The sequence below is a fragment of the uncultured Parasphingorhabdus sp. genome (assembly GCF_963975555.1).
Classification (GTDB): Bacteria; Pseudomonadota; Alphaproteobacteria; order Sphingomonadales; family Sphingomonadaceae; genus Parasphingorhabdus.
Genome location: NZ_CAXBHH010000007.1, coordinates 91,269 through 111,620, shown reverse-complemented (window position 1 = coordinate 111,620; position 20,352 = coordinate 91,269). Strand labels below are relative to the sequence as shown.

Genomic DNA, 20,352 nt, shown 5'->3' with positions numbered 1-20,352 from the left:
CCACACCGAAGAAAGCGCCCTGTGGTACCACATTCATAGCTGATGTTGCGTTCATTGTAATGTCCGCTTTTGCACCCACACACAGACGTTAAATACGACCAACGCGAACCACCACTTTTGGGGCGTTTGCGGACCAGCAATTCCCCACGTCAAAATGCCGACTGCAAAAAGAGCGACTGCCGTTTCCAGCAGCCGCTCTTTCACGGTTATCCAGTGCGGTTGTCTTATCGGGGGGCGTGAGACAACTTACGGGTAGCCGCTTCGCATCAGCCCATCAGGAAATCAGAGATTTCGGGCTTGCTGACCGTACTGCTCTGGTCACTGTCGGCCGCCGCAAAGGCGGTCTCGGTCCACTTTTCCATCTCGACCGAAGAGACTTCGCCTGCCTGACCCTGCGCAGCCATTGTATCGGCACGCAGCTTTGTCATCCATGCCGCAAATTCGGCCTTGTCCAAGTCACCGCTTCCATCGGCGTCATAATTTGCGAACTCCTGATCAACCAGGTTTTGTACGGCTTCCGCGCTATTGGTCGGCGCGGTCTCGGTTGTGGGCGCTGCTTCCGCAATCTGGTTGTCGGCTTCCATGTCTTCGACGATCCCGTCCGGGGCGGACTCCGGCGTGGATGAAGCAGGATCGTTGACCGTGCTCGACCCTGGCATATCACTGGCCGGAATCTCGGTTCCGGTCACGGAGCCTTCAGGGGTCATCGATGGTTGTGCCTCTTGCGCCAGAGTGGGAGAAGCCAATGCAATTGCGCTTACTGCTGTCAAAATACGTAACATATTTAATCTCCTTTATTATAGTCCAAAGCAAAAGCCATGAACAGATTGTGTTATAAGACAATTATTTGCCTATATTCATCACCGGAAAGTTGTTTTTTCCGGATGGATAATATAAAAATTCTCGAGATATCGATGTGTTCCATAAATAATATCTAATAATCTGTTCATCGACAGGAAATATCATTTTATCCCGGTTTTGTTTTATTTTCGTGATATGTTGACTGGAAAACAGAAGCTATTTTCTTGAACGTAATATTAATGACACAGGATAATAACGAAATGCTGGCGGTGAGCGCAGCGGATATTCCAGCAATATAGGCAGTCATATATCGCCCGGAGACATCCGAAAGATGGTGGCTATCAGGACATGCCGCACGGGCAGGAACAAGCTCCGACGGAGACGCCTGCTTGCTGGCTCTGCGGGCGGCCGATCGGCACCGGCCCGTCCAGCACCCGCAATTATCCGCTTGTTGCAACCTTCCCCGTGACTTATGATCCCGGCCGGCTGGATGCGCCGTCTTGTGACGCTCCGGCTGTCGTTCCGAACCGGGCGGTGTCGCGGTTTTGCTTTCTAATTTTTGGGCTGGCGAAAGCCCGGGTTTCTGTTGATCAATGGCGGGGACCGGGGTGCTGGCGGAGATGAACATGGGAATGTTGTCGGTCAGTCACTGGATTATCGTATTGTTGGTCGTGTTTCTGCTTTTCGGACCGGGGCGGATTTCGGATATCATGGGAGACCTGGGCAAAGGTCTCGGCAGTTTTCGCAAGGAACTGACCGGTGGCGAGGGTTTTGATGACCCAGTGATCCCGCATGGCAATAGCATGTCTACGCCGGTCCAATCAGAGCCCAACGGCAACCAGAGCGAAGCCGAATGATCGCCACATTCGACGCTCCGGCGTCATGAGAAGCTTCACGCTCATTTTCCATGACCATGCGGTCACGGAGCTTTCCGACGGGCAATCCTGTGCGCTGGAGGATGCCGATTTCCAGTGGGCGCATTTTGAGCAAGCCGACAGCGTGGATCTCTCTTCGGCGATCAATCATGCGGACATTCCGGACGTGGTGATGGGCGCCCTCGTCGCCTCGGAAACACGGCCCCGATGCGACCAGATCGATGACGGAGCGCTGATCAACCTGCGCGGACCGGCGATGGAAACGGCAGACAATGGTGACCGGCTCGTCTCCATCCGCGCCTGGGTGCATGGCAACCGGGTGATATCGGTCAGCCGCCGCAGCCTTGCCGCAATCAGCCAGGTCGAGACCGCGATGCGCAGCGGCGAGATTTCCGATTCCGGTGATCTGGTCGCCGCATTCTCCAAGGCGATCAGCAGCAGTATGAACCCCGAAGTCGTCAGTCTTGGCGACGAGGTCGACGAATGCGAGAGCGAGCTGGATGCGGGAAATATCTACCAGCTGCGCCGCCGAATCGCGACCATCCGCTCGCAGGCAATCGCCTTCCGGCGGTTCATCGCGCCCAATCGGGATGCGCTGCTTGTCCTGGTCGGACTCAAGGTCGAATGGTTGGCCGAGGAGGATCGCCTTCACATTCGGGAGGCCGCCGACCTGTTCGCAAGAATGGCGGAGGAACTGGAGGCGATCCGCGAGCGCGCCGCGCTGCTGCACGAACAGCTTACCGACCTGCGGGCAGAACTGGTCGACCGGCGGAGTCTGATGATCGCCATTGTCGCCTTCATCTTTCTGCCGCTCACCTTTGTGACCGGCTTGCTCGGCATGAACGTGGCCGGCATTCCGTTTGCGCATCAGCAATGGGCCTTCTGGGGCGTGGTCGGTTTCTGCGTCGTTCTGGGGCTCGGTGTTCTGGGTGGTTCGGCATGCGGCACTGGCTGAGGCGGTGACGACACGCCGAAGGGGCAATGCCAAGGCGATAACCAGCTTTCGGTAGCCATCCCGGTTGCGTCCGCCTAGGCGGGCAAACCGAGTTCAGACAAAATAGGTAGAGGCATATGGCCCGCAAACATTCGAAAAATGGTGGCTATCAGGATAGCGAAGCCGAGCAGGAAGATCCGGCGGAAGTGCCTGCTTGCTGGCTCTGCGGGCGGCCGACCGGCAAGACCATTGTCTGGCATCATCCGGTGCCGAAAAGCCGGGGCGGACGCGATACTGTGCCGATGCATCCGATTTGCCAGCAAACCATCATCACCCATTTTACCAATAGCGAATTGCAGCGCCACGCAATGGATGTCGACGCGCTGCTCGCCGATCCGGTGATCCGAAAATTTGTGAACTGGGTGGCGAAAAAGGACCCCGACTTCAATGCCGCGACGACCAGAAAGCAGCGCTGATCGGGCGGTGCGCTGCTTTTTTTGCCGAACCGGGCCGGACAAAGAATATAGTTGAACGGGGACCATATACAGGCTTTGAAAATATGGTTTACAGACAAGACTAGATAAAGTAACTTTCTGAAAGGGCGCTAGAATTTGTTCGGGGAGAGCAAACGATATGTCTAGTAATAATCCGGACGGGGACTCATCTTCTGACCCTCGCAAAGCAGACCGCCGCGTACATGACGATCCCGATTACCGGGGACCGGAGCGACGCAAGGGGGAACGGCGAAAAGGGGATCGCAGAAGCGAGGAACGACAAAGCAGCTGAACCCGGTATCCGCTTTCGCGAACTGGCGAAGGCTATCACAATAACATAGGGTGACAATTCACCCGGCCAATGCTGTCGCCATACGGGCGGGCATTTCCGCAGCGCGAAGGTTACGGCCCTTGCCTGCGCTGAACCGTTGCGCCTTGATCGCGGCATCCATAATCCCTCCACAATAAACGGCTAGCGAGAATATCGGGGGCCACACAGCAAATGGATTGTGGACGATGGATTTCAGACCCCGGCCCGCTACGGATCGACGGGATATTTTTGCGTCGGTCGCGCAGCCCTGAAGCCGTGTGCACCCCAGTTTTCTGCGACAATTTAAGACAGTTTATCATGCGACTGACAGACGTCGTGACGCTATTCTATTCGATACCAACACAAGGAAATAATCATGAAAAAAACCATATCCACCTTATGCGCCCTCGCCCTTATGGTCCCCGTCAGCGCTTTTGCCCAGAGCCACGACGACCGCAATGATCGCAACGAAAACACGCACAGCCAAAGCACGCAAAAGAACAACAGCAAGAACACACCGACGAAGCAGACCAACACGAAATCCAACAACAACGCCAACAACAACAAGCCGGCTGCCACCCCGCAGAAGGCCAGCAATTCGGGACATAAATTTGCCAAGGGACAGCGGTTTGAGCGGGCCAAAGCCTCCAATTACCGCCGGGTAGATTATCGCGAACATCGCCAGCTTTCGGCACCGCCGCGCGGCTATGTCTGGGTGCGTTCCGGCAACGACGCCTTGCTGGTCCGGTTGAGCAACAATCTTATCATCCAGATCGTGGCCAGCATTTACTAAAGCGCGATAAAGCATCTGGCAGGGTGCGGGTCGTTGGGACCACACCCTGCCGGAAAATAACGGGGCGGGCGTACCCGCCCCGCTTGCTTGAGTGGTCCGGTGGCTTAAAGGCCGTCCAAACCCTTGCTGACCAGAATATTCACCGCAACGCGGCGGTTCTGCGCCTTGCCGCTGGCAGTGTCGTTGTTGCCGAGCGGATCGGCTTCGGACATGCCGGTCGGGGTCAGCATGCGATAGGGTTTCCAGCCGCAATTCTGCTGGATATAATTGACCACGCGGCTCGCCCGTTTTTCGCTGAGCTGCTGGTTATATTCATAATCGCCGGTTGAGTCGGTATAGCCAACGACCAGGATCAGGGCGTTGTCCATTTCGTCGGCCGCCTGTGTGGTGGCGCATAGATCGGCTTTGCCGCGAGCGGACAGTGTTGCTTTGCCGGTGTCGAAGTGGACATTGGTCGTACCCTTGACATTATACTGGTCGATATCGCCGACGCGGCTGCGCAGCGCTTCGGTTGCGGCGGTCTGTTCGGCAAAACCCTGAGCGGTGCCATTGTGGATCATATTGGCGGTCTTGAGATCGCTATTGCGGAGATTGATCTTGCTGGCGACCAGATCGCTGCCAACCTGCACCGTGTCGACGCTGACCGGGAGGCCGTTGAGCAGCGCATCAGCGCCGAGCGCCTTGCGTCCCAGACCAAGCAGGCCCTTGCTGGCCTTTATCTCGGTGGCATCGGTGAAGGCGATGATCGTCTGCGTGCCGTCACTGCCAGTGACCTGCAATCTGTCGGCACTGCGGGCGGAGATAATGCCTTCGATCTCCGGACCCTCGGGGGCTTCGGACAAGTCCATGGCTATATTGGCTGTTTGCGCTTCCTGCTGGCCGGTGACGATGATATCTTCTCTGTCGGCTGCCGACTGCGCGGATGCGCTGCCCGATGCCAAAATGGCAACCGTGGCGAGCAAGGCGCTTATTCTGGTATTTCCGGAAATGTTGTTCATCATTATTCTCCTTCAATCGATATATTTGGTTCAGCCGGTCCGGAGGGGTTGGTCCGGCCGGGCTCGCGATGCTGTGCCGTCTGTCGGGCTCCCCTTCGGTTCTCGGCACAATATGGAGCGGCACAAAAGCCGCATGTGGACATGTGAATAGCCCGATTGGTCAGGTGACCCTGTCTGCCGGATGAACATGTGGGGTAATAGTACCGATTCTGCGGACAACCCGAGAGGGTCCTGCGGCGAGCCGTTAGCGGCGGCGGCGCAAGACGGCGCGATCATGGCCAAGCGCACGGCTAATCCAGCTTCTGTGATCGGGCAGCGATGAACGGCGACCTGCCAAGGTCGGCGAAATCTATTTCTTGTCGTTAGACGTGTAGAAGCTGGGTATGGCGTCGACCGAAGTTGCATAGCTCGGCTTCGGATAGAAATCGGCTGGTACATTGGGAATTTGCATCCCGGCCTCGGCGATCAGATAGGGAGAAACCCTGCGGCTGGTGCACAGACCGCCGTTGCCGTCGCTCACCAGTCGCCGCTCGAACTCGATGCCTTGCTGGCGCTTGTCGGAACGGCGCACCACCGCGACAGCCAGCTGACCCTCACCGAAATCAATGACAAATTTGGTGCCGACAGGGACGTCCCACAACCCTTCCAGCAACGCGCCGGTCTCCGAGATATTGCGTATCATGAGTGAATAGCAGTGGTTCTCGTGGACCGCGCGGACCTTGCGATACATGGATATTCGGTCATGGCGAAACTTCGCCGGGCCGTTCGGCGTGACAATCCAGTCACCTTTTTCTACCAGGCGGACCAGCTCGTCGGCCTCAACCGCCTTGCTATAGACAAAGCCTTGAACGTGACTGACATTGAGGCCGCGTATCCACGCGAGCTCGTCCATCGCCTCAATGCCCTCGGCCGTCGTTTCCATATCCAGCGCCTCGGCAAGCGCAACAATGGCAGAAATAATAGCGCCATTGCGCGATCCTGGAATAGTAGCCCCGCGAACAAAGCTCTGGTCGATCTTGATTTTGTCAAACGGCGCTGTTTGCAGATAGGCCAAAGACGAATATCCGGTGCCGAAATCATCAAGCGCCAGCCGAACCCCGATATTCTTCAGATCGGCGAACATCTTTTCTGTCTTTTCCGATCCTTCCAGAAACACGCTTTCGGTGATTTCCAGTTCCAGCCGTCCTGCCGGCAGACCCGATTTTTTCAGGGCGCTGGTCACAATGGCCGGCAGCTTTTCATCGGCGAACTGGATGGGCGAAACGTTGACCGCGACGATGAATTTGCTGGGCCATTTCACGGCATCCTGGCAGGCCCGGTTCAGGGCCCATTCGCCCAGAGATTTGATGAGATTCGCCTCTTCGGCGATGGGAATGAAGAGCACGGGGGAGATCGGGCCCCGTTCAGGATGGTTCCAGCGCATCAGCGCTTCCACACCACGTACAACATCATTTTTCGCATTGACGATCGGCTGATAGGCCAGAGACAATTGATCGTTGGATAAAGCGTCACGCAAATCGTCTTCGAGGATTCTCCGATCCTTTGCAGACTGTTGCAGATCTTCCGAGAAAAAATGGAAACGCCCGCGACCGCTGCCTTTTGCAGCATAGAGAGCGAGATCGGCACTGTGGATCAGTTCCTCGCTCGTCATCCCGTCAAACGGACTGATCGCGATACCGATTGAGGCCCCGATAATGCATCGCGATCCATCCACCGTATAAGGTTCGGTCAGGCTCGAAATAATATTGTTCGAAAGTTTGCCAAGTTCACCACGGTCTTCCATGTCCGGAAGCAGGATTTGAAACTCATCGCCGCCAATACGGCATACTTCACCGCGATTGCCAACCGCTTTTAACAGCCGTTTTGCGACCTGCTTCAGCATTTCATCTCCGGCAAGATGACCCATAGTATCGTTGACCTGCTTGAAACGGTCCAGATCGACCAGCAATAGGCCGCAGGTCCGCTTTTGTTGCTTGAAAGCGGCAAGCGTGGATACGAGTGTGTTCGTCGCTGACGTGCGGTTTGCCAGACCGGTCAACGAATCGAACATTGCCAAACGGGAGGATTCTTCCTCGGACCGTTGCTGCGCCGTTATGTCCTTGCCATTGCCCCGATAGCCGACAAATTCACCGGACTTGTCCAGTTGCGGCTTCCCCGAGATCGACCACCAGCGGTCGTCCTCCCCGATCACGGCTTTCAGCTTCAGATCGCTGAACAGGCATTGCTTTGCCAGCATGAACGGCAACGTCCTCTGGTTGGGCACACCGTCCTCGGGCTTTGCAAATAGTTCGAAAAACGGCGTTCCCAGCAATTCTGCCTGAGACTTGTTCATCACCTCCGCCAGGGTCTCGGTAATATAGGTTATATTGCCAGCCTTGTCCGTTGACCAGAACCAGCCCTGCCTCGTTTCTTCATAATTTTGAAGAAGCAGCAGTGCCTCCGTTGTTCTCAGGCTGGACATACCAGTCGCGCTATCCGCAGCCCTGTTCTGGCTAAAGATGCGCGCGCTGATGCGGTCAAAGAAACTTTGCGATTCATTGTCCGAGAAGCCAAGTTCCTGGCTCTTCTCAATGTTGAACTGTTCCATTTTCATTCTACAGACTGGCCTCTATTTCTAACGCACACCGATAAAGGGCAAAAGTTAGCGAATGATAAAATGAGGATAGATAAAAATCGTATATCTCAACAATTTACATGATGTTGCAAATATAGTTGCCGCCTTTATTTGCCACCCGGCTGATGACCGGAAGCATGCGCACGCCCCTTTCGGAACAGCGCAGGCACGAGGGCCGGAACCTGCACATTCCGCAGCTACCGGTGACACGGGAGACCCGTAAACCCCAGATTCAAACCGAGAGGCTGCCCCCACCGCCCTATAGTCCTTGACCAACCGCCCCGCTTTTAGCTAGTCAGTTAAATCGCATGGATGGTTGAGCGTCCGGCAATTTTAGGAGACGGGTGATGCGCAGGCTGGGATTGTTATTGGCTCCTCTGATGCTGGTGGCTTGCCAGAACCAGACCAGTGAACCGGCGGCGACCGATGGGGTCACCAATGCGGACTGGAACAATATCGGCTTTGACGCCAAGGAACAGCGCCACAGCCCGCTTGACCAGATCAACGAAAGCAACGTCGACAAACTGGGCATAGCCTGGTTCAAGGACCTGCCCGATGCGCGGGGCCAGGAAGCGACGCCGGTTGTTGTCGACGGCAAACTCTATATCTCCACCGCATGGTCGAAGGTTTTTGCCTATGACGCAAAGACCGGCAAGGAACTTTGGTCTTATGATCCGGAAGTCTCCGGCGAGAAAGCGGTCGACGCCTGCTGTGATGTCGTCAACCGCGGGGTCGCGGTCAATCGCGGCAAACTGTATTTCGGCACCATCGACGGTCGCTTGATCGCGCTTGATGCGATCAGCGGTGCACGGCTGTGGGAAACCCAGACCACCGATAACAGCAAGCCTTACACCATCACCGGCGCTCCGCGTGTGGTCAAGAATATGGTGATCATCGGCAACGGCGGCGCGGAATTCGGCGTGCGCGGCTATCTGTCCGCTTATGATGTCCGCGACGGCACGATGAAATGGCGTTTCTACACCGTTCCCAATCCGGAAGGAAAGCCGGACGGCGCGGCCAGTGACGAGATTTTCGCAAAAGCGGCGGCCCAGACCTGGAGCGACGGCGAATGGAAAGTTTCCGGCGGCGGCGGCACGGTTTGGGACAGCATTGTCTATGACGAGGATCTCGACCAGCTCTACTTTGGCGTCGGCAATGGCAATCCGTGGAATCACGGCCTGCGCTCCGGCGGCGAAGGCGACAATCTGTTCCTCTCCTCGGTCGTCGCGGTCAATCCGGATACCGGCAAATATCTCTGGCATTATCAGGAAACACCAGCGGAAACCTGGGACTATACCGCGACCCAGCATATCATTCAGGCCGAGCTCGAAATCGACGGCAAGATGCGCAAGGTACTGTATCACGCGCCGAAAAACGGTTTCTTCTTTGTCATCGACCGGATCGACGGCACTTTGATCAGCGCCGAACCTTATGTTGACGGTATCAACTGGGCCACCGGCTATGATCTCGACACCGGTCGCCCGATCGAGAATCCGGAATCCCGCTTCTACAAGACCGGAAAACCTTTCATTGCGATCCCGGGCGCACTCGGCGCGCATAACTGGCATCCGATGAGCTATAATCCGAAGACGGGCCTCGTCTACATCCCTGCCCAGCAAATCCCGCAGGGCTATGATGTGCCGGTCAGCGAGATCGACAAGAAGCGCGAACGGCTCGGCTTCAACGTCGGTATCGGCTGGTCGATCGGCCAGCTGCCCGACGACAAGGAATTCTACAAGGCTGCGATTGCCGCAACGACCGGCAGGCTGGTCGCGTTCGATCCGAAAACCGGCAAGGTCGCATGGAGCAAGGATTATCCAGCGGCATGGAATGGCGGCACGATGACCACTGCCGGTAATCTGGTATTCCAGGGCACCAGCACCGGCCTGTTCAAGGCTTATTCCGCCGACAAGGGCAAGGAATTGCTGAGCATGGAGATGCAGTCCGGCATCGTCAGCGCCCCTTCCACCTATATGATCGACGGCGAACAATATGTCGCCTTCCTGACTAGCAAGGGCGGTGCCTTCCCGCTGGTTGCCGGCGTTGCTGGCGGCGTCACCCGCCAGCTACCCAACATCCCCCGGCTGGTGGTGATGAAGCTTGGCGGCAAGGTGAAACTGCCGGCGCTGCCCGAAAAGGGCGAAGTCGTCTGGGATCCACCGGTCCAGACCGGAACGCCGGAACAGATTGCTGCCGGCAAGGCGCTCTTCGGTCGCAATTGTCTGGTCTGCCACGGCGACAGCGCCATCGGCAACGGCTTCACGCCTGACCTCCGGGTCAGCGGCGTGCTGCCGGATACCGACGCATGGGCTTCAGTGGTCACCGGCGGCGCGTTGAAACATGCCGGCATGGTCAGCTTCGGAAAGCAGCTCAGCGCCACTCAGGTGGAAAATATCCGCCATTATGTGGTGAACCGGTCGAACTGGACCAAGGCCAATCTGCCGGAAATGACGGCTCCGACACAACGTTAGGTTTCGCGCTGCATATCAGCGCGAAACCCCTGCCTAAAAAACAGTCACGCCCGCCCATAAATGCCCGTTTTTTGGGCGGCATTGTCAGTGGTCACATTAGGCATTAGCTATAGAGTCAAGCATTCCGGTGATTCTGCAGACGAATCGATTCTGGCATGGTAATTGAATAGTATCGGGCAATTGTGCCCGGCCAAGGTGCCTTGTTCCTGTCCGGGAGCAAGCGCCGAAGAGTTGGTACACGGGGACGTATGAAATGAAAAAGATTGAAGCCATAATCAAACCGTTCAAACTGGATGAAGTCAAAGAAGCGCTGCATGAAGTCGGCGTTTCCGGGATCACCGTGACCGAGGCCAAAGGCTTTGGCCGGCAGAAAGGCCATACCGAACTCTATCGCGGCGCTGAATATGTTGTCGACTTCCTGCCCAAGGTGAAGCTGGAAGTGGTGGTCGAGGACAGCCTTGCCGACCGCACGGTCGAAGCGATTGCCGCAGCCGCCCAGACCGGCCGCATCGGCGACGGCAAGATCTTTGTCATTCCGGTTGAATCCGCACTGCGCATCCGCACCGGCGAGCGCGACAACGACGCCATCTGATTTTTATCGCACACAACCCAAACACAACAAAATCAAGGGACTAAAAAATGGGCAATACAGCATCCGATATTGTTAAAATGATCAAGGAACACGAGATCGAATGGGTCGATGTCCGGTTCACCGATCCACGCGGCAAATGGCATCATCTGTCGATGTGCGGCCATATCATCGATGAAGATATGCTTGAAGAAGGCTTCATGTTCGACGGCTCGTCGATCGGCGGCTGGAAAGTGATCAATGAATCCGACATGATCCTGCGCCCCGACCTGGATGCCATGTATATGGACCCGTTCTCGGCAACCCCGATGATGATCCTGATCTGCAACATTGTCGAGCCAGGCGACGGATCTCTCTATCGCCGCGATCCGCGTTCGACCGCTGTCCGCGCTGAATCCTACCTCAAGTCCACCGGTATCGGTGACACCGTCTATGTCGGGACAGAACCCGAATTCTTCATGTTCGACGATGTGAAATTCGAAACCGGCTATGATCGTTCGGGCTTCAAGATCGACGATGTCGAGCTGCCAACCAACAGCGGCCGCGATTATGACGTCGGCAACATGGGTCACCGTCCCGGCATCAAGGGCGGCTATTTCCCGGTTGCTCCGGTAGACAGCGCCGTCGACATCCGCGGCGAAATGGTCGCGACGATGATCGAAATGGGCCTGCCAATGGACAAGCACCATCATGAAGTCGCCGCTTGCCAGCACGAGCTGGGAATTACCTTCGGCACGCTGACCGAAACCGCCGACCGCGTGCAGGTCTACAAATATGTCGTGCAGCAGGTTGCCCATGCCTATGGCAAGACCGCAACCTTCATGCCGAAGCCGATCAAGGACGATAACGGCAGCGGCATGCACACCCATATGTCGATCTGGAAAGACGGCAAGCCACTGTTCGCCGGTAATGAATATGCGGGCCTCTCGGAAATGTGCCTCCACTATATCGGCGGCGTGATCAAACATGCCAAGGCTGTCAACGCCTTCTCCAACCCGACCACCAACAGCTACAAACGTCTGGTCCCGGGTTTTGAAGCACCGGTGCTGCTCGCTTATTCGAGCCGCAACCGTTCCGCATCCTGCCGTATTCCTTATGGTGCCGGTGACAAGGCGAAGCGCGTAGAATTCCGCTTCCCCGATCCACTCGCCAACCCCTATCTCTCGGCAGCAGCCTTGCTGATGGCGGGTCTCGACGGGATCGAAAACAAGATTCACCCGGGCGAAGCCATGGACAAGAATCTCTATGATCTGCCACCGGCAGAGCTGGCCGAAGTGCCGACCGTATGTGGCTCGCTCCGCGAAGCGCTGGAAGCTCTCGAAGCCGATCACGAGTTCCTGCTCAAGGGCGATGTGTTCTCGAAAGACCAGATCGATGCCTATGCCGCATTGAAATGGGAAGAAGTCAGCCGTCTCGAAACCACACCGAGCCCGGTCGAATATGAAATGTATTATTCGAGCTGATCCTTCAGGTCAGATTGAAAACAACAAGCCCGGGGCAAGCGATTGCTCCGGGCTTTTTTGTGGCTGGTGGATGCGGGTGGGGTCAACCGCTTCACCCTGAATGCGGACGTTCGTTTTGAACGTTCTGGAAGGCGGGAAGTGGGTGGGAAGCGGACGTTGAGGCGAGCAATATTATGGACTGCTACATATCGAAAGCGGACATTTGGGTTGCCCGAGGCAATGATACACACGGGACGTTCTGATACAGCTTTAAAGTTTTCAACTTCAGTATCATCATAATCTCGAAATGAATAAAGTTTCTACATATTGCCATTTCGCAACAACCTCCTTTGCGACTCATCCTATCAGGATCGGACCGCAAGATGCGGTAAACAACAGGGCCTCTTAATCCATTCCTTCTTTGATCAGGGAATAATGGATGCCTTTGACCCAATAGGAGAATGACGATGAAAATGAGTAAACTTTTTGCGGCTTCCGCTGCAGCAGGCGCTCTGGCAATCGGCGCACCCGCCCTTGCCCAGCAAACACAGGACAATGACGTCACCGACATCGATAACGGGGCTGTCGTAGTCAATGATCTGCTCGATGTGTATCTTCAGGCACAAAATAACTCGCAGGACAATGACACGCTCACTGTCGGCGATATTGGCAGCCGCAACAATACCGTCTCGGCATATCAATTGCTCAATGCCGTCAACACCAACCAGAATCTCGACGAAGTGGTCGATATGGATGGCGAAGATGGAAACCCTGCGCCGGTCGGATATAATAGCGGTGAAAACCACATCAACGGCAGTGCATTCGCAGCCTATGCCGGTATCCTGAACCAGGCATGGAACACCGGAATTAACTCCAATGCCCAGGCAGCATCGAACATCGCTGCACAAGGCACGATTAATTTTGGTGACGGCGGCGCTGCTCCCGCAGCCGGTGGTGGCGGCGACTGATCGACCATCAGGTTGGGCCGATTTCATCTGATGAGATCGGCCCATCACATCCTTGTTGACCGGGAGTAATGACAATGAACAAACATCATCTGGCCCTCGCGATAATGCCGTTTTCATTAGCAGCGGCACCTGTCGCTGCACAACAAACCGGTGGCGAAGAAAATATGGCACCCGCAACATCTACCTCCAAAGCCCCTCCACTCGCAGCAGAAGGGCAATCTAAAACGCCAATGCTTTCGATGAATGAGCTGGATGAAATGCGGGGAGGCACTCAAATCGCGATCAACAACCAACTGCTCAATGCCGAAAATACCGGTAACACCATTAATGGTGACTTTACCGCCGGTGATGTCAGTCTGGCTGACAATGCCTTTTCCAATTTTAGCGGTCTGGGTAATTTCGTGTTCAACACCGGTGCACAATCTTCGCTGCAAGCGGGGATGAGCATAACAATAAATGTAGAAAACTAGGTCTGGTTGATGAAACCGGGACTCATCTTGACCCAGATACTACCGTCCCTTCGGCACAGCTTGAAGGGCGGGGTATTGGTTTTTGTGGGTGCCGCGCTATTTTGCGGCCCCACGGTCAATGCCGAGGTGCGTCTGGGACGCGAGGTTGCCGGAGGAGATTTTTCGGTCGGGGTGATGACCTGGTGGGATATTCCATTCCGATCAGTCGTGCGCCAGCGCTTTGATTTTAGCTGCGGCTCCGCTGCCGTCGCCACATTGCTCACATATCATTATGATCGACCGACTGCAGAACGTGTGCCTTTTCGCGCGATGTGGGATCTCGGAGACAAGCCGACAATTCGAAAGGTCGGATTCTCCATGCTCGATATGAGAAATTACCTGCAATCACTGGGCTACCGTGCCGAAGGATTTAAACTGAAACCAGAGCAGCTCATCGAGCTGAAGCGCCCGGTAATCGTTCTGCTGGATATCAACGGCTTCAAACATTTTGTTGTCGTGAAAGGCCAGACGAAAGACCAGATTCTTGTCGGCGATTCCGTACTTGGCTTGAACAAATATTCTACTGAAGAATTCCAGAAATACTGGAACGGCGTAATCCTCGCCATTGTCGACGGTCCGATAAAGAAACGGCCTGTTTATAATTTTGCCGGAGACTGGAATCGTTGGGCGACAGCACCAACAGATCAGGTTTCCGTTACCACCGATATCGGAAATCTTACCACACATCTTCCCCCGCTATATCAACTCACGCCCGAGTTCATGCTCGATGTGCGCGTTGGTACCGTACCATAAGAGAAAAGATATGACCCAAATTGCAAAAGCCCTGACCAGCGTCGCTATGATCGCACTGGCTTGCCCCCAGACCGCTAACGCAGCCCCCCAACCCCAGGCGGTCGATCTGCCCGTACTTGTCGAAGATCAAGATCTCGACAAGCTACGCGGCGGGTTTGTCTGGTCCGGCCTCGACATAAATTTCGGCGCCGATATCCGGACCTATGTCAATGGCGAACTGATGCTGCAAACCATATTGAACTGGACCGACAATGGCGCAGAAGTCATCCAGACAGCATCAGCGGGTCTCAGTCCGGTCGATGCGTCTGGGCTCCAGGACGGTATATTCTCGAACGGCAGCATCAGGATGAAACTGGGTGATTCACCAGCCTATCTGCTCAATGGTGGCCGGACCCTTATCGGCCATGAAACAGCCAACGGCGTGCAAAATATGCTGATCAATACCGCCCTAGGTCTTGAAAGTGTACAGGACGTCAATGCGACGATCGACCTGGGCGGATATCAGGATTTCCGCTCCGACCTGCTTCGTGATCGCATCACCAATAATGTCAACGATCTCGTTGGTCAGGCGTCGATCGGGGCTCTCGGCGGCTAGCCTCCGGTTAGAAAACCACAGCTGTCGCCGGATCGTTTCAAGCCAGACAGTTCGGACGACAATCAGAACCGGAACGGCATGCGCAATGTCATGCTGAGATCCGGAGCATCTGCAGTAACGCCAAACTGGAATCCCAGATTGAGCGACTGGCGCTCGCTAAGGCCGTAGGACATTCCGAAATTGAGCGAACCGACCTGAATGTCGGTGTTTTTCTGCACGGTGTCGCCAAGTTCTGTACTCGTCGCAAAAATATAATTGTGCCGATAGCCCATCGAGAATGAAAAACGCGGGTTCAGCGCAAATCCAAAACCGACGCTGGCGTTGATCGCATCACCCGGATCAACCTTTCCGACCAGAACGTCGCCGACCAGACGATCGATATTGCGTTCGATATTCCACAAATATCCGACGCCGCCATATAATACAACGGGGTCGGAGGGCAGCAGAAAACTCATACTGGGCTGGATGCCCCAAAATCCCGAACCAGTTGCAAGCCCGGTGGCAACGCCAAATTCATCAAAGGGTATTTCATAGGGACTTCTGCCGGTGTCAGTTTTGACTCGCAGGCCAGCCACCCAGATTGGATTCTGCCCCTTTGGTTTGTTCAGCTGATAGCGCAATGAAAACTCCGCATCACCGATGTCGGTTTCCTTGAGACTCACTTCCCGAACGATTTGATCCTGGCGTTGCTGGACGACCTGGATCCGGTCACGACGGTATAATGCCGGCATCCGGCCTTCGATTTCCAGCCGATTGGTCAAACCGTAGCGCATGGCGAATGTTCCGATGACCGTTTCTCGATCAGCATCACTGGCTTCGATCGCGCCTATCTGGATACCGGGGATAAGCTCGATGCCCCGGAATACGAGCCGATTGGTCGATGAAAGTGTATATTCTATAGACGGGTCGAGTACGAATTGCCCTTTCGGGGTCAGCACGCCCTGACCTTCCGGAACCGCTTCGACTTTCTGTTCAATATTTTGTGATTCCGGCGGCGCTTCCCCGACCGGCGCGTCAGGCAGGCCGAAACTATCCGCTGACGGGTCTCCGCCACCGGCAGGCTGAACAACCTGTTGTGCCTGTATCCCGGCTCCGCGCAGTTGGGACAGAGAATAGGCTGTTTGTGGCTGGCCGGCGATCACCAGCTGGTTATGCAACTCCAGCTGTCTAATCTTTTCATTCTGGGCCGCAATCAACCGGCTTTGTTCGGTCAGCAGCCGCTTCTGATCGATCAGTTGCGATTGCATATATTCCAACGCAGAAGCGACATCTGTCATATCCGCATTGGATTGGTCGGCCTCGACTTTCCTGTCATCGCCATCCGGGGCTTCGTCCGGGGAGATCGACAGGTCGCCGCTCTCTGCGTCTGATTTTATTTCTGACCCGAGAAATGTAGCAACGGCGTGGTTTGCCTCCACCCATTGATATTCCAGCGAAGGGGCGTCGATTGTTTTATCGGAAATGCCGGTAGCGCTTTCGGCCATCGCAGCGGATTGCGGCGGATCAATCAATCCGAATGCAAAGGCAACAACGGGCACGGCGGCGGCATAGGAAATTTGGTGTGAAGGGCGTGTCATATTGTTTCTCCCCGATATATTTTACGCTGCGGACCGGTCACCTAGGCAGAGTTCGGCCGCCGGATGAATTCCGGCTCCGTTTTGCGGCAGCAGATTGTCATGATATTCTCCGGCAAACCGGAAGAGCTGGGCTTTATCGATAAGGATGACGGAATGCCTGCCATCCACCTTGATAAGACCACGTCGCGCGAGATCGGTGAAAGTCCGGCTGACCGTATGGACCGTCAAGCCGAGGAAATCGGCGATATCGCTTCTGGACATGGGAAGCCTTATCTTGGGATTATTGTCTCCCTGTTGGTGGAGGCAGAGCAGGAAAGCTGCCAGCCTTTCTGGCGCGGTCCGGTGACACATGATAAACTGATATCGCTGGGCACTGGACATCGCGCGAAACAGCATGGAGACGGCTCCTTCAAGTTGCGGCTGGGGGCTGGATTCTCTCGTTATGTCACCAACACGGTAACATTCTATCAGGACGTCGGTGACGGCTTCCGCGGCCGTACTGTAATAGCCGTGATCCGCACCAAACACGTCACCGGCAAAATAGAAGCCGGTCAGATGCCTTTGCCCGTCTATGTGAAACCGACAGGTCCTGACGGTGCCGCGGACAACTTCGTACCAACGCGTTGCCTTTTGGCCCTCGTCGAAAATCAACTGCCCTGAACGGAACCGCAATGCGGTGGAGCGAATATGCGAGTTTAACCCATGTGATACATCGGGTGCTGGTATTGCGGTTAGCATTCGTGCTGCCTCCCTTTAAGGCTTTTTACACGACCCAGTTTTCTACGTGATCGATAGAGCACAAGCTCACGTAGCCTCAGATACCAATCTTATATTTGCTTGCTTTCCGCTGTGTTACCTAGGCTAATTCCCTGAGTCCGGTCTATCCAGCAATTGCCCTAGGGAGAATGACAGGTCATTTCCCTAGCTATAAACCACTAAGTATATTTACCACGTGGATTTACCTAGGTTTAACAGTAGAGTTTGTAAAATACCATAAAATCAGATAGTTATATAAGTCCGATTTATACTATTCTATCGGAGGTCGAAAAGTTTAAACCACTAACATCGACGCGGCACGGATAGCGTCGATCAGTTGTATCAGTAACCTATTTTTGTTGTTGGTCGAGGGAGCCAACGACTTAATATTGGTAAGCCACTGTTTTTCATAAGAGAACCGGTCTATTGTATATCTATACGGCTCGACTCGAAAAGCAGCTGAATAAACAGGGGGCGATTGAATGCTGGCAGCTTTGCCAAGCAAGGAAGAACAAGGCCCATAGTGAGATGCTACATCATGAAAGTTTTGAAAACGCTCCTGTTTTGACGGCTCGCGAGCATGAAATCCTGGAATATATTGCTCAGGGCTTATCCACAAAAGAAGTCGCACAACACGTGGGCATTGCTCCGAGAACAGTCGACAAACATGTCGAGAATATCCGTCTGAAACTCCGCGCCAAAAACCGCACCCACATGATCGCTTGTGCGGTTGTCGAAGGGCTTCTGGAGGTTGAGGAAGATGAAAGGGAAGAACCCTCTGGGAACGAGATTCCTGCACCATTCAATCCGTCCAAAGAGTGATTTCCCTTTGATATTACGGTGACGTTGAAACGAGTATCACAGCTGATTTCTGGGATGTTCGAGCGTGAGCAAAGCCCCCCCAAGTGCACGCGCCGTGATTGTGGCGCATCTATTTCAAAATTTGTGAAGAGCAGACAAATTTGTCTGTCACCAAGAGGCGAAAGCGATTGCGCGCGCTCTTCCGGCCTTCCTGCGAGTCCAACCGTTTTTGTCTCTCCGGGCAAACTAGACACAAAATGGTTGTTTTATTTTCTGTAACCTTTGCCGGAAAGCCTCAGATTTCCGGTCTTTATATACCGCAAGCCTGGCACCTAGTGTAACCTTCCAGATTGCGCCTCCCAACGGTCCAGTAGAATCATGCGGACAGCAGACAGCAGACAGTGCCGTTGCCATATCCAGATTGTCAAAGAGCCGTTCCCCAGCCGGTTGCGGGAGCGGTGGAGACAATAAGCGATTGAGCCGGATGTAGGACAGCGACTTTTACATCTTCTCCCCTGAGGGACAAAGATACGAAAATCTTGCCACCGAAGCCTTGGCGCAGGCGGCTAGATACAGTTGGATGAGGGCGTTCCGCTGGTTGTCTGCCGTGCCATCTACGCCGCCATTCGTTTTTCATAGGCAAGCACGTCGGCACGCAGCCGGAGCGCATCGTGATAGGCATTATGCGGAACAGCGCTGCCCTCGCCCAAGCTAACGAGCTCGGCATCAACCAGATCAAAACGAATATTGCGCACCGGTTTCATAAGGCCCGGGCCGATAACCAGCAATCGCGCCGCGTGGGCGATGTCTTCGGGCCAGTCTGCAACCAGCACCGGTTCGGGGTCGTCGCTCAGATAGTCCGCGAACTGGTCGGCGAGACGGCTGCGCGTCACTGGCTCCACATCCAGCACCGGAATGATATGCTCGACGACCCATGCCGTGGGGCTTTGACATGCAACCGCACCGTAGAAGGGAGCAAGGCCGTCATCTTCGGGAACCAGAGCGATCGAAATCAGTTCACCGCCAAAGCCGTTAAATTCAGTATCAAGAAAATAACGCATCGTTGAGGCTCCCCGTGGTCTCAGCCCTTGTTACGCTTCATTCACCGATTTTGGTAACAAAGACACTCATGCCCGGAATTTCGGTCGCGATCAGGTCTCCAGCGACCGGAAATAACCGTCCCAGCTTTGATGCGGCCTTCCTGTCGCTTCCTGATAATCGCTGGCCCTGTCGAGCGCGCCGTTGCGGATGCCTTCATAGATACCGGCTATCACGGTTCCGATGAATTCGCCCAGTTCCGCTATCCGTTCCTCGCAATATTCAGCGACTGACATCGAACGATATTGAAGCTGTGTTCCGAACGTCCGGTTGAGATATTGCGCAAGCTGCGCCTGGGTGAGTAGTTCGCCATGGAGATTGTAGGTTTGGCCATCATGCTTTGAGCCGGTCAGCATGCAGGCATAAGCGTAAGCCAGTTCTGGCCGGTTCGTATATCCGCATTTTCCGTCACCAGCGCAGTTGGCGATTTCGCCCCTTGCCTTGTACGTCTCGATATATTCCACATCGGGCTCGATATAGATCCCGTTGCGGCCAATCGCCCAGACAAGCCCGCTCGCCCTTATGTCAGCCTCGGTCTGACGATTGCTTTGTACGATGGGAGAAAAGGCGGTGTCTTTTTCGGCACCCTGAATGCTGGTGTAGACAATCTTTTTTACGCCCGCAGCGCCGGCGGCACTTATGACATTGCGATGTTGCTCGATACGATCGTCAGGCGCTGCCATCCCCGACACAAGCAGCACCGTATCGACACCCGACAGTGACTGCTCCAGCTGGTCCCGGTTGTTATAGTCACCGGCGCGAACTTCAATATCCATGCCTTTTGCCTTTTCGGGCGTGCGCGCGAGACCGATGACCGGTTCGCCCGTGTTCATTCCGGAAAGACTATTCGCAATTTCCGTTCCGAGCTGACCGGTGACGGCAGTAACGGCGATGGTCATGGTGATATCTCCTGAGTCTTGTCGAGAGAGATTATGGTGCCGGCGCACCAATTGGAACGCACTGTCACAATTGCT

Annotated in this window: 19 protein-coding genes; 13 read left to right on the top strand and 6 right to left on the bottom strand. The window is 55.0% G+C overall.

The features are described from left to right. Positions 1–266: 266 nt before the first annotated feature. Positions 267–782 carry a hypothetical protein gene (locus tag AAC060_RS13670; RefSeq protein ID WP_339827109.1) on the bottom strand — a complete coding sequence of 172 codons (516 nt, stop codon included), beginning with the start codon at positions 780–782 and terminating at the stop codon, positions 267–269. 645 nt (positions 783–1,427) lie between these two features. Between AAC060_RS13670 and tatA the strand changes: the two genes are divergently transcribed. The 4 genes from tatA to AAC060_RS13650 all read left to right on the top strand — a co-directional run bounded on the left by tatA (position 1,428) and on the right by AAC060_RS13650 (position 4,207). After that, positions 1,428–1,658, top strand: a complete 231-nt coding sequence (gene tatA / locus AAC060_RS13665) for a twin-arginine translocase TatA/TatE family subunit (RefSeq protein WP_339827157.1) — start codon at positions 1,428–1,430, stop codon at positions 1,656–1,658. A gap of 25 nt (positions 1,659–1,683) precedes the next feature. Then, entirely contained in the window at positions 1,684–2,631 is a 948-nt protein-coding gene (locus AAC060_RS13660; protein WP_339827107.1) for a CorA family divalent cation transporter, read from the top strand. A gap of 116 nt (positions 2,632–2,747) precedes the next feature. Next, a complete protein-coding gene (locus AAC060_RS13655) occupies positions 2,748–3,086 on the top strand; it encodes a hypothetical protein (protein WP_339827105.1) in 339 nt (112 codons plus the stop codon). Positions 3,087–3,790: 704 nt separating this feature from the next. Then, entirely contained in the window at positions 3,791–4,207 is a 417-nt protein-coding gene (locus AAC060_RS13650) for an RcnB family protein (protein ID WP_339827103.1), read from the top strand. Positions 4,208–4,311: 104 nt separating this feature from the next. Here the strand turns inward: AAC060_RS13650 and AAC060_RS13645 are convergent, their stop codons facing one another. Both AAC060_RS13645 and AAC060_RS13640 read right to left on the bottom strand, forming a co-directional pair. Next, the gene (locus tag AAC060_RS13645; protein WP_339827155.1) at positions 4,312–5,205 is read right to left on the bottom strand and encodes an OmpA family protein; all 894 of its coding nucleotides are present in this window, start codon (positions 5,203–5,205) and stop codon (positions 4,312–4,314) included. Between the two features lie 349 nt (positions 5,206–5,554). After that, positions 5,555–7,798 (bottom strand): EAL domain-containing protein, encoded by a 2,244-nt coding sequence (locus tag AAC060_RS13640; protein WP_339827101.1) that lies wholly within the window; start codon positions 7,796–7,798, stop codon positions 5,555–5,557. A gap of 368 nt (positions 7,799–8,166) precedes the next feature. Between AAC060_RS13640 and AAC060_RS13635 the strand changes: the two genes are divergently transcribed. From AAC060_RS13635 to AAC060_RS13605, 7 genes are all read left to right on the top strand, one after another. After that, entirely contained in the window at positions 8,167–10,290 is a 2,124-nt protein-coding gene (locus AAC060_RS13635) for a PQQ-dependent dehydrogenase, methanol/ethanol family (RefSeq protein WP_339827099.1), read from the top strand. Between the two features lie 253 nt (positions 10,291–10,543). Continuing rightward, complete coding sequence (locus AAC060_RS13630) at positions 10,544–10,882, top strand: P-II family nitrogen regulator (protein ID WP_067198215.1); 339 nt, start codon at positions 10,544–10,546, stop codon at positions 10,880–10,882. A gap of 47 nt (positions 10,883–10,929) precedes the next feature. Beyond that, positions 10,930–12,342: a type I glutamate--ammonia ligase gene (glnA, locus tag AAC060_RS13625; protein ID WP_339827095.1), complete on the top strand. Its 1,413-nt coding sequence runs from the start codon at positions 10,930–10,932 to the stop codon at positions 12,340–12,342. A gap of 446 nt (positions 12,343–12,788) precedes the next feature. Then, the gene (locus tag AAC060_RS13620) at positions 12,789–13,289 is read left to right on the top strand and encodes a hypothetical protein (RefSeq protein WP_339827093.1); all 501 of its coding nucleotides are present in this window, start codon (positions 12,789–12,791) and stop codon (positions 13,287–13,289) included. Between the two features lie 74 nt (positions 13,290–13,363). Continuing rightward, positions 13,364–13,759, top strand: a complete 396-nt coding sequence (locus AAC060_RS13615; protein WP_339827091.1) for a hypothetical protein — start codon at positions 13,364–13,366, stop codon at positions 13,757–13,759. A 60-nt stretch (positions 13,760–13,819) separates the two neighbouring features. After that, positions 13,820–14,551 (top strand): C39 family peptidase, encoded by a 732-nt coding sequence (locus tag AAC060_RS13610; protein WP_339827090.1) that lies wholly within the window; start codon positions 13,820–13,822, stop codon positions 14,549–14,551. A gap of 10 nt (positions 14,552–14,561) precedes the next feature. Next, positions 14,562–15,146, top strand: a complete 585-nt coding sequence (locus tag AAC060_RS13605) for a hypothetical protein (RefSeq protein ID WP_339827089.1) — start codon at positions 14,562–14,564, stop codon at positions 15,144–15,146. Between the two features lie 62 nt (positions 15,147–15,208). Here the strand turns inward: AAC060_RS13605 and AAC060_RS13600 are convergent, their stop codons facing one another. Further along, positions 15,209–16,723 (bottom strand): transporter, encoded by a 1,515-nt coding sequence (locus tag AAC060_RS13600; RefSeq protein ID WP_339827088.1) that lies wholly within the window; start codon positions 16,721–16,723, stop codon positions 15,209–15,211. 63 nt (positions 16,724–16,786) lie between these two features. Here AAC060_RS13600 and AAC060_RS13595 point away from each other — a divergent pair, with 63 nt between their 5' ends. Both AAC060_RS13595 and AAC060_RS13590 read left to right on the top strand, forming a co-directional pair. After that, complete coding sequence (locus AAC060_RS13595) at positions 16,787–17,383, top strand: hypothetical protein (RefSeq protein WP_339827087.1); 597 nt, start codon at positions 16,787–16,789, stop codon at positions 17,381–17,383. Between the two features lie 522 nt (positions 17,384–17,905). Further along, entirely contained in the window at positions 17,906–18,301 is a 396-nt protein-coding gene (locus AAC060_RS13590) for a helix-turn-helix transcriptional regulator (protein ID WP_339827085.1), read from the top strand. Between the two features lie 593 nt (positions 18,302–18,894). Here AAC060_RS13590 and AAC060_RS13585 read toward each other — a convergent pair. Together AAC060_RS13585 and AAC060_RS13580 are read right to left on the bottom strand one after the other, a co-directional pair. After that, positions 18,895–19,341: a hypothetical protein gene (locus tag AAC060_RS13585; RefSeq protein WP_339827083.1), complete on the bottom strand. Its 447-nt coding sequence runs from the start codon at positions 19,339–19,341 to the stop codon at positions 18,895–18,897. A gap of 90 nt (positions 19,342–19,431) precedes the next feature. Next, positions 19,432–20,277 (bottom strand): SDR family oxidoreductase, encoded by an 846-nt coding sequence (locus AAC060_RS13580; protein WP_339827081.1) that lies wholly within the window; start codon positions 20,275–20,277, stop codon positions 19,432–19,434. Between the last annotated feature and the right edge of the window lie 75 nt (positions 20,278–20,352).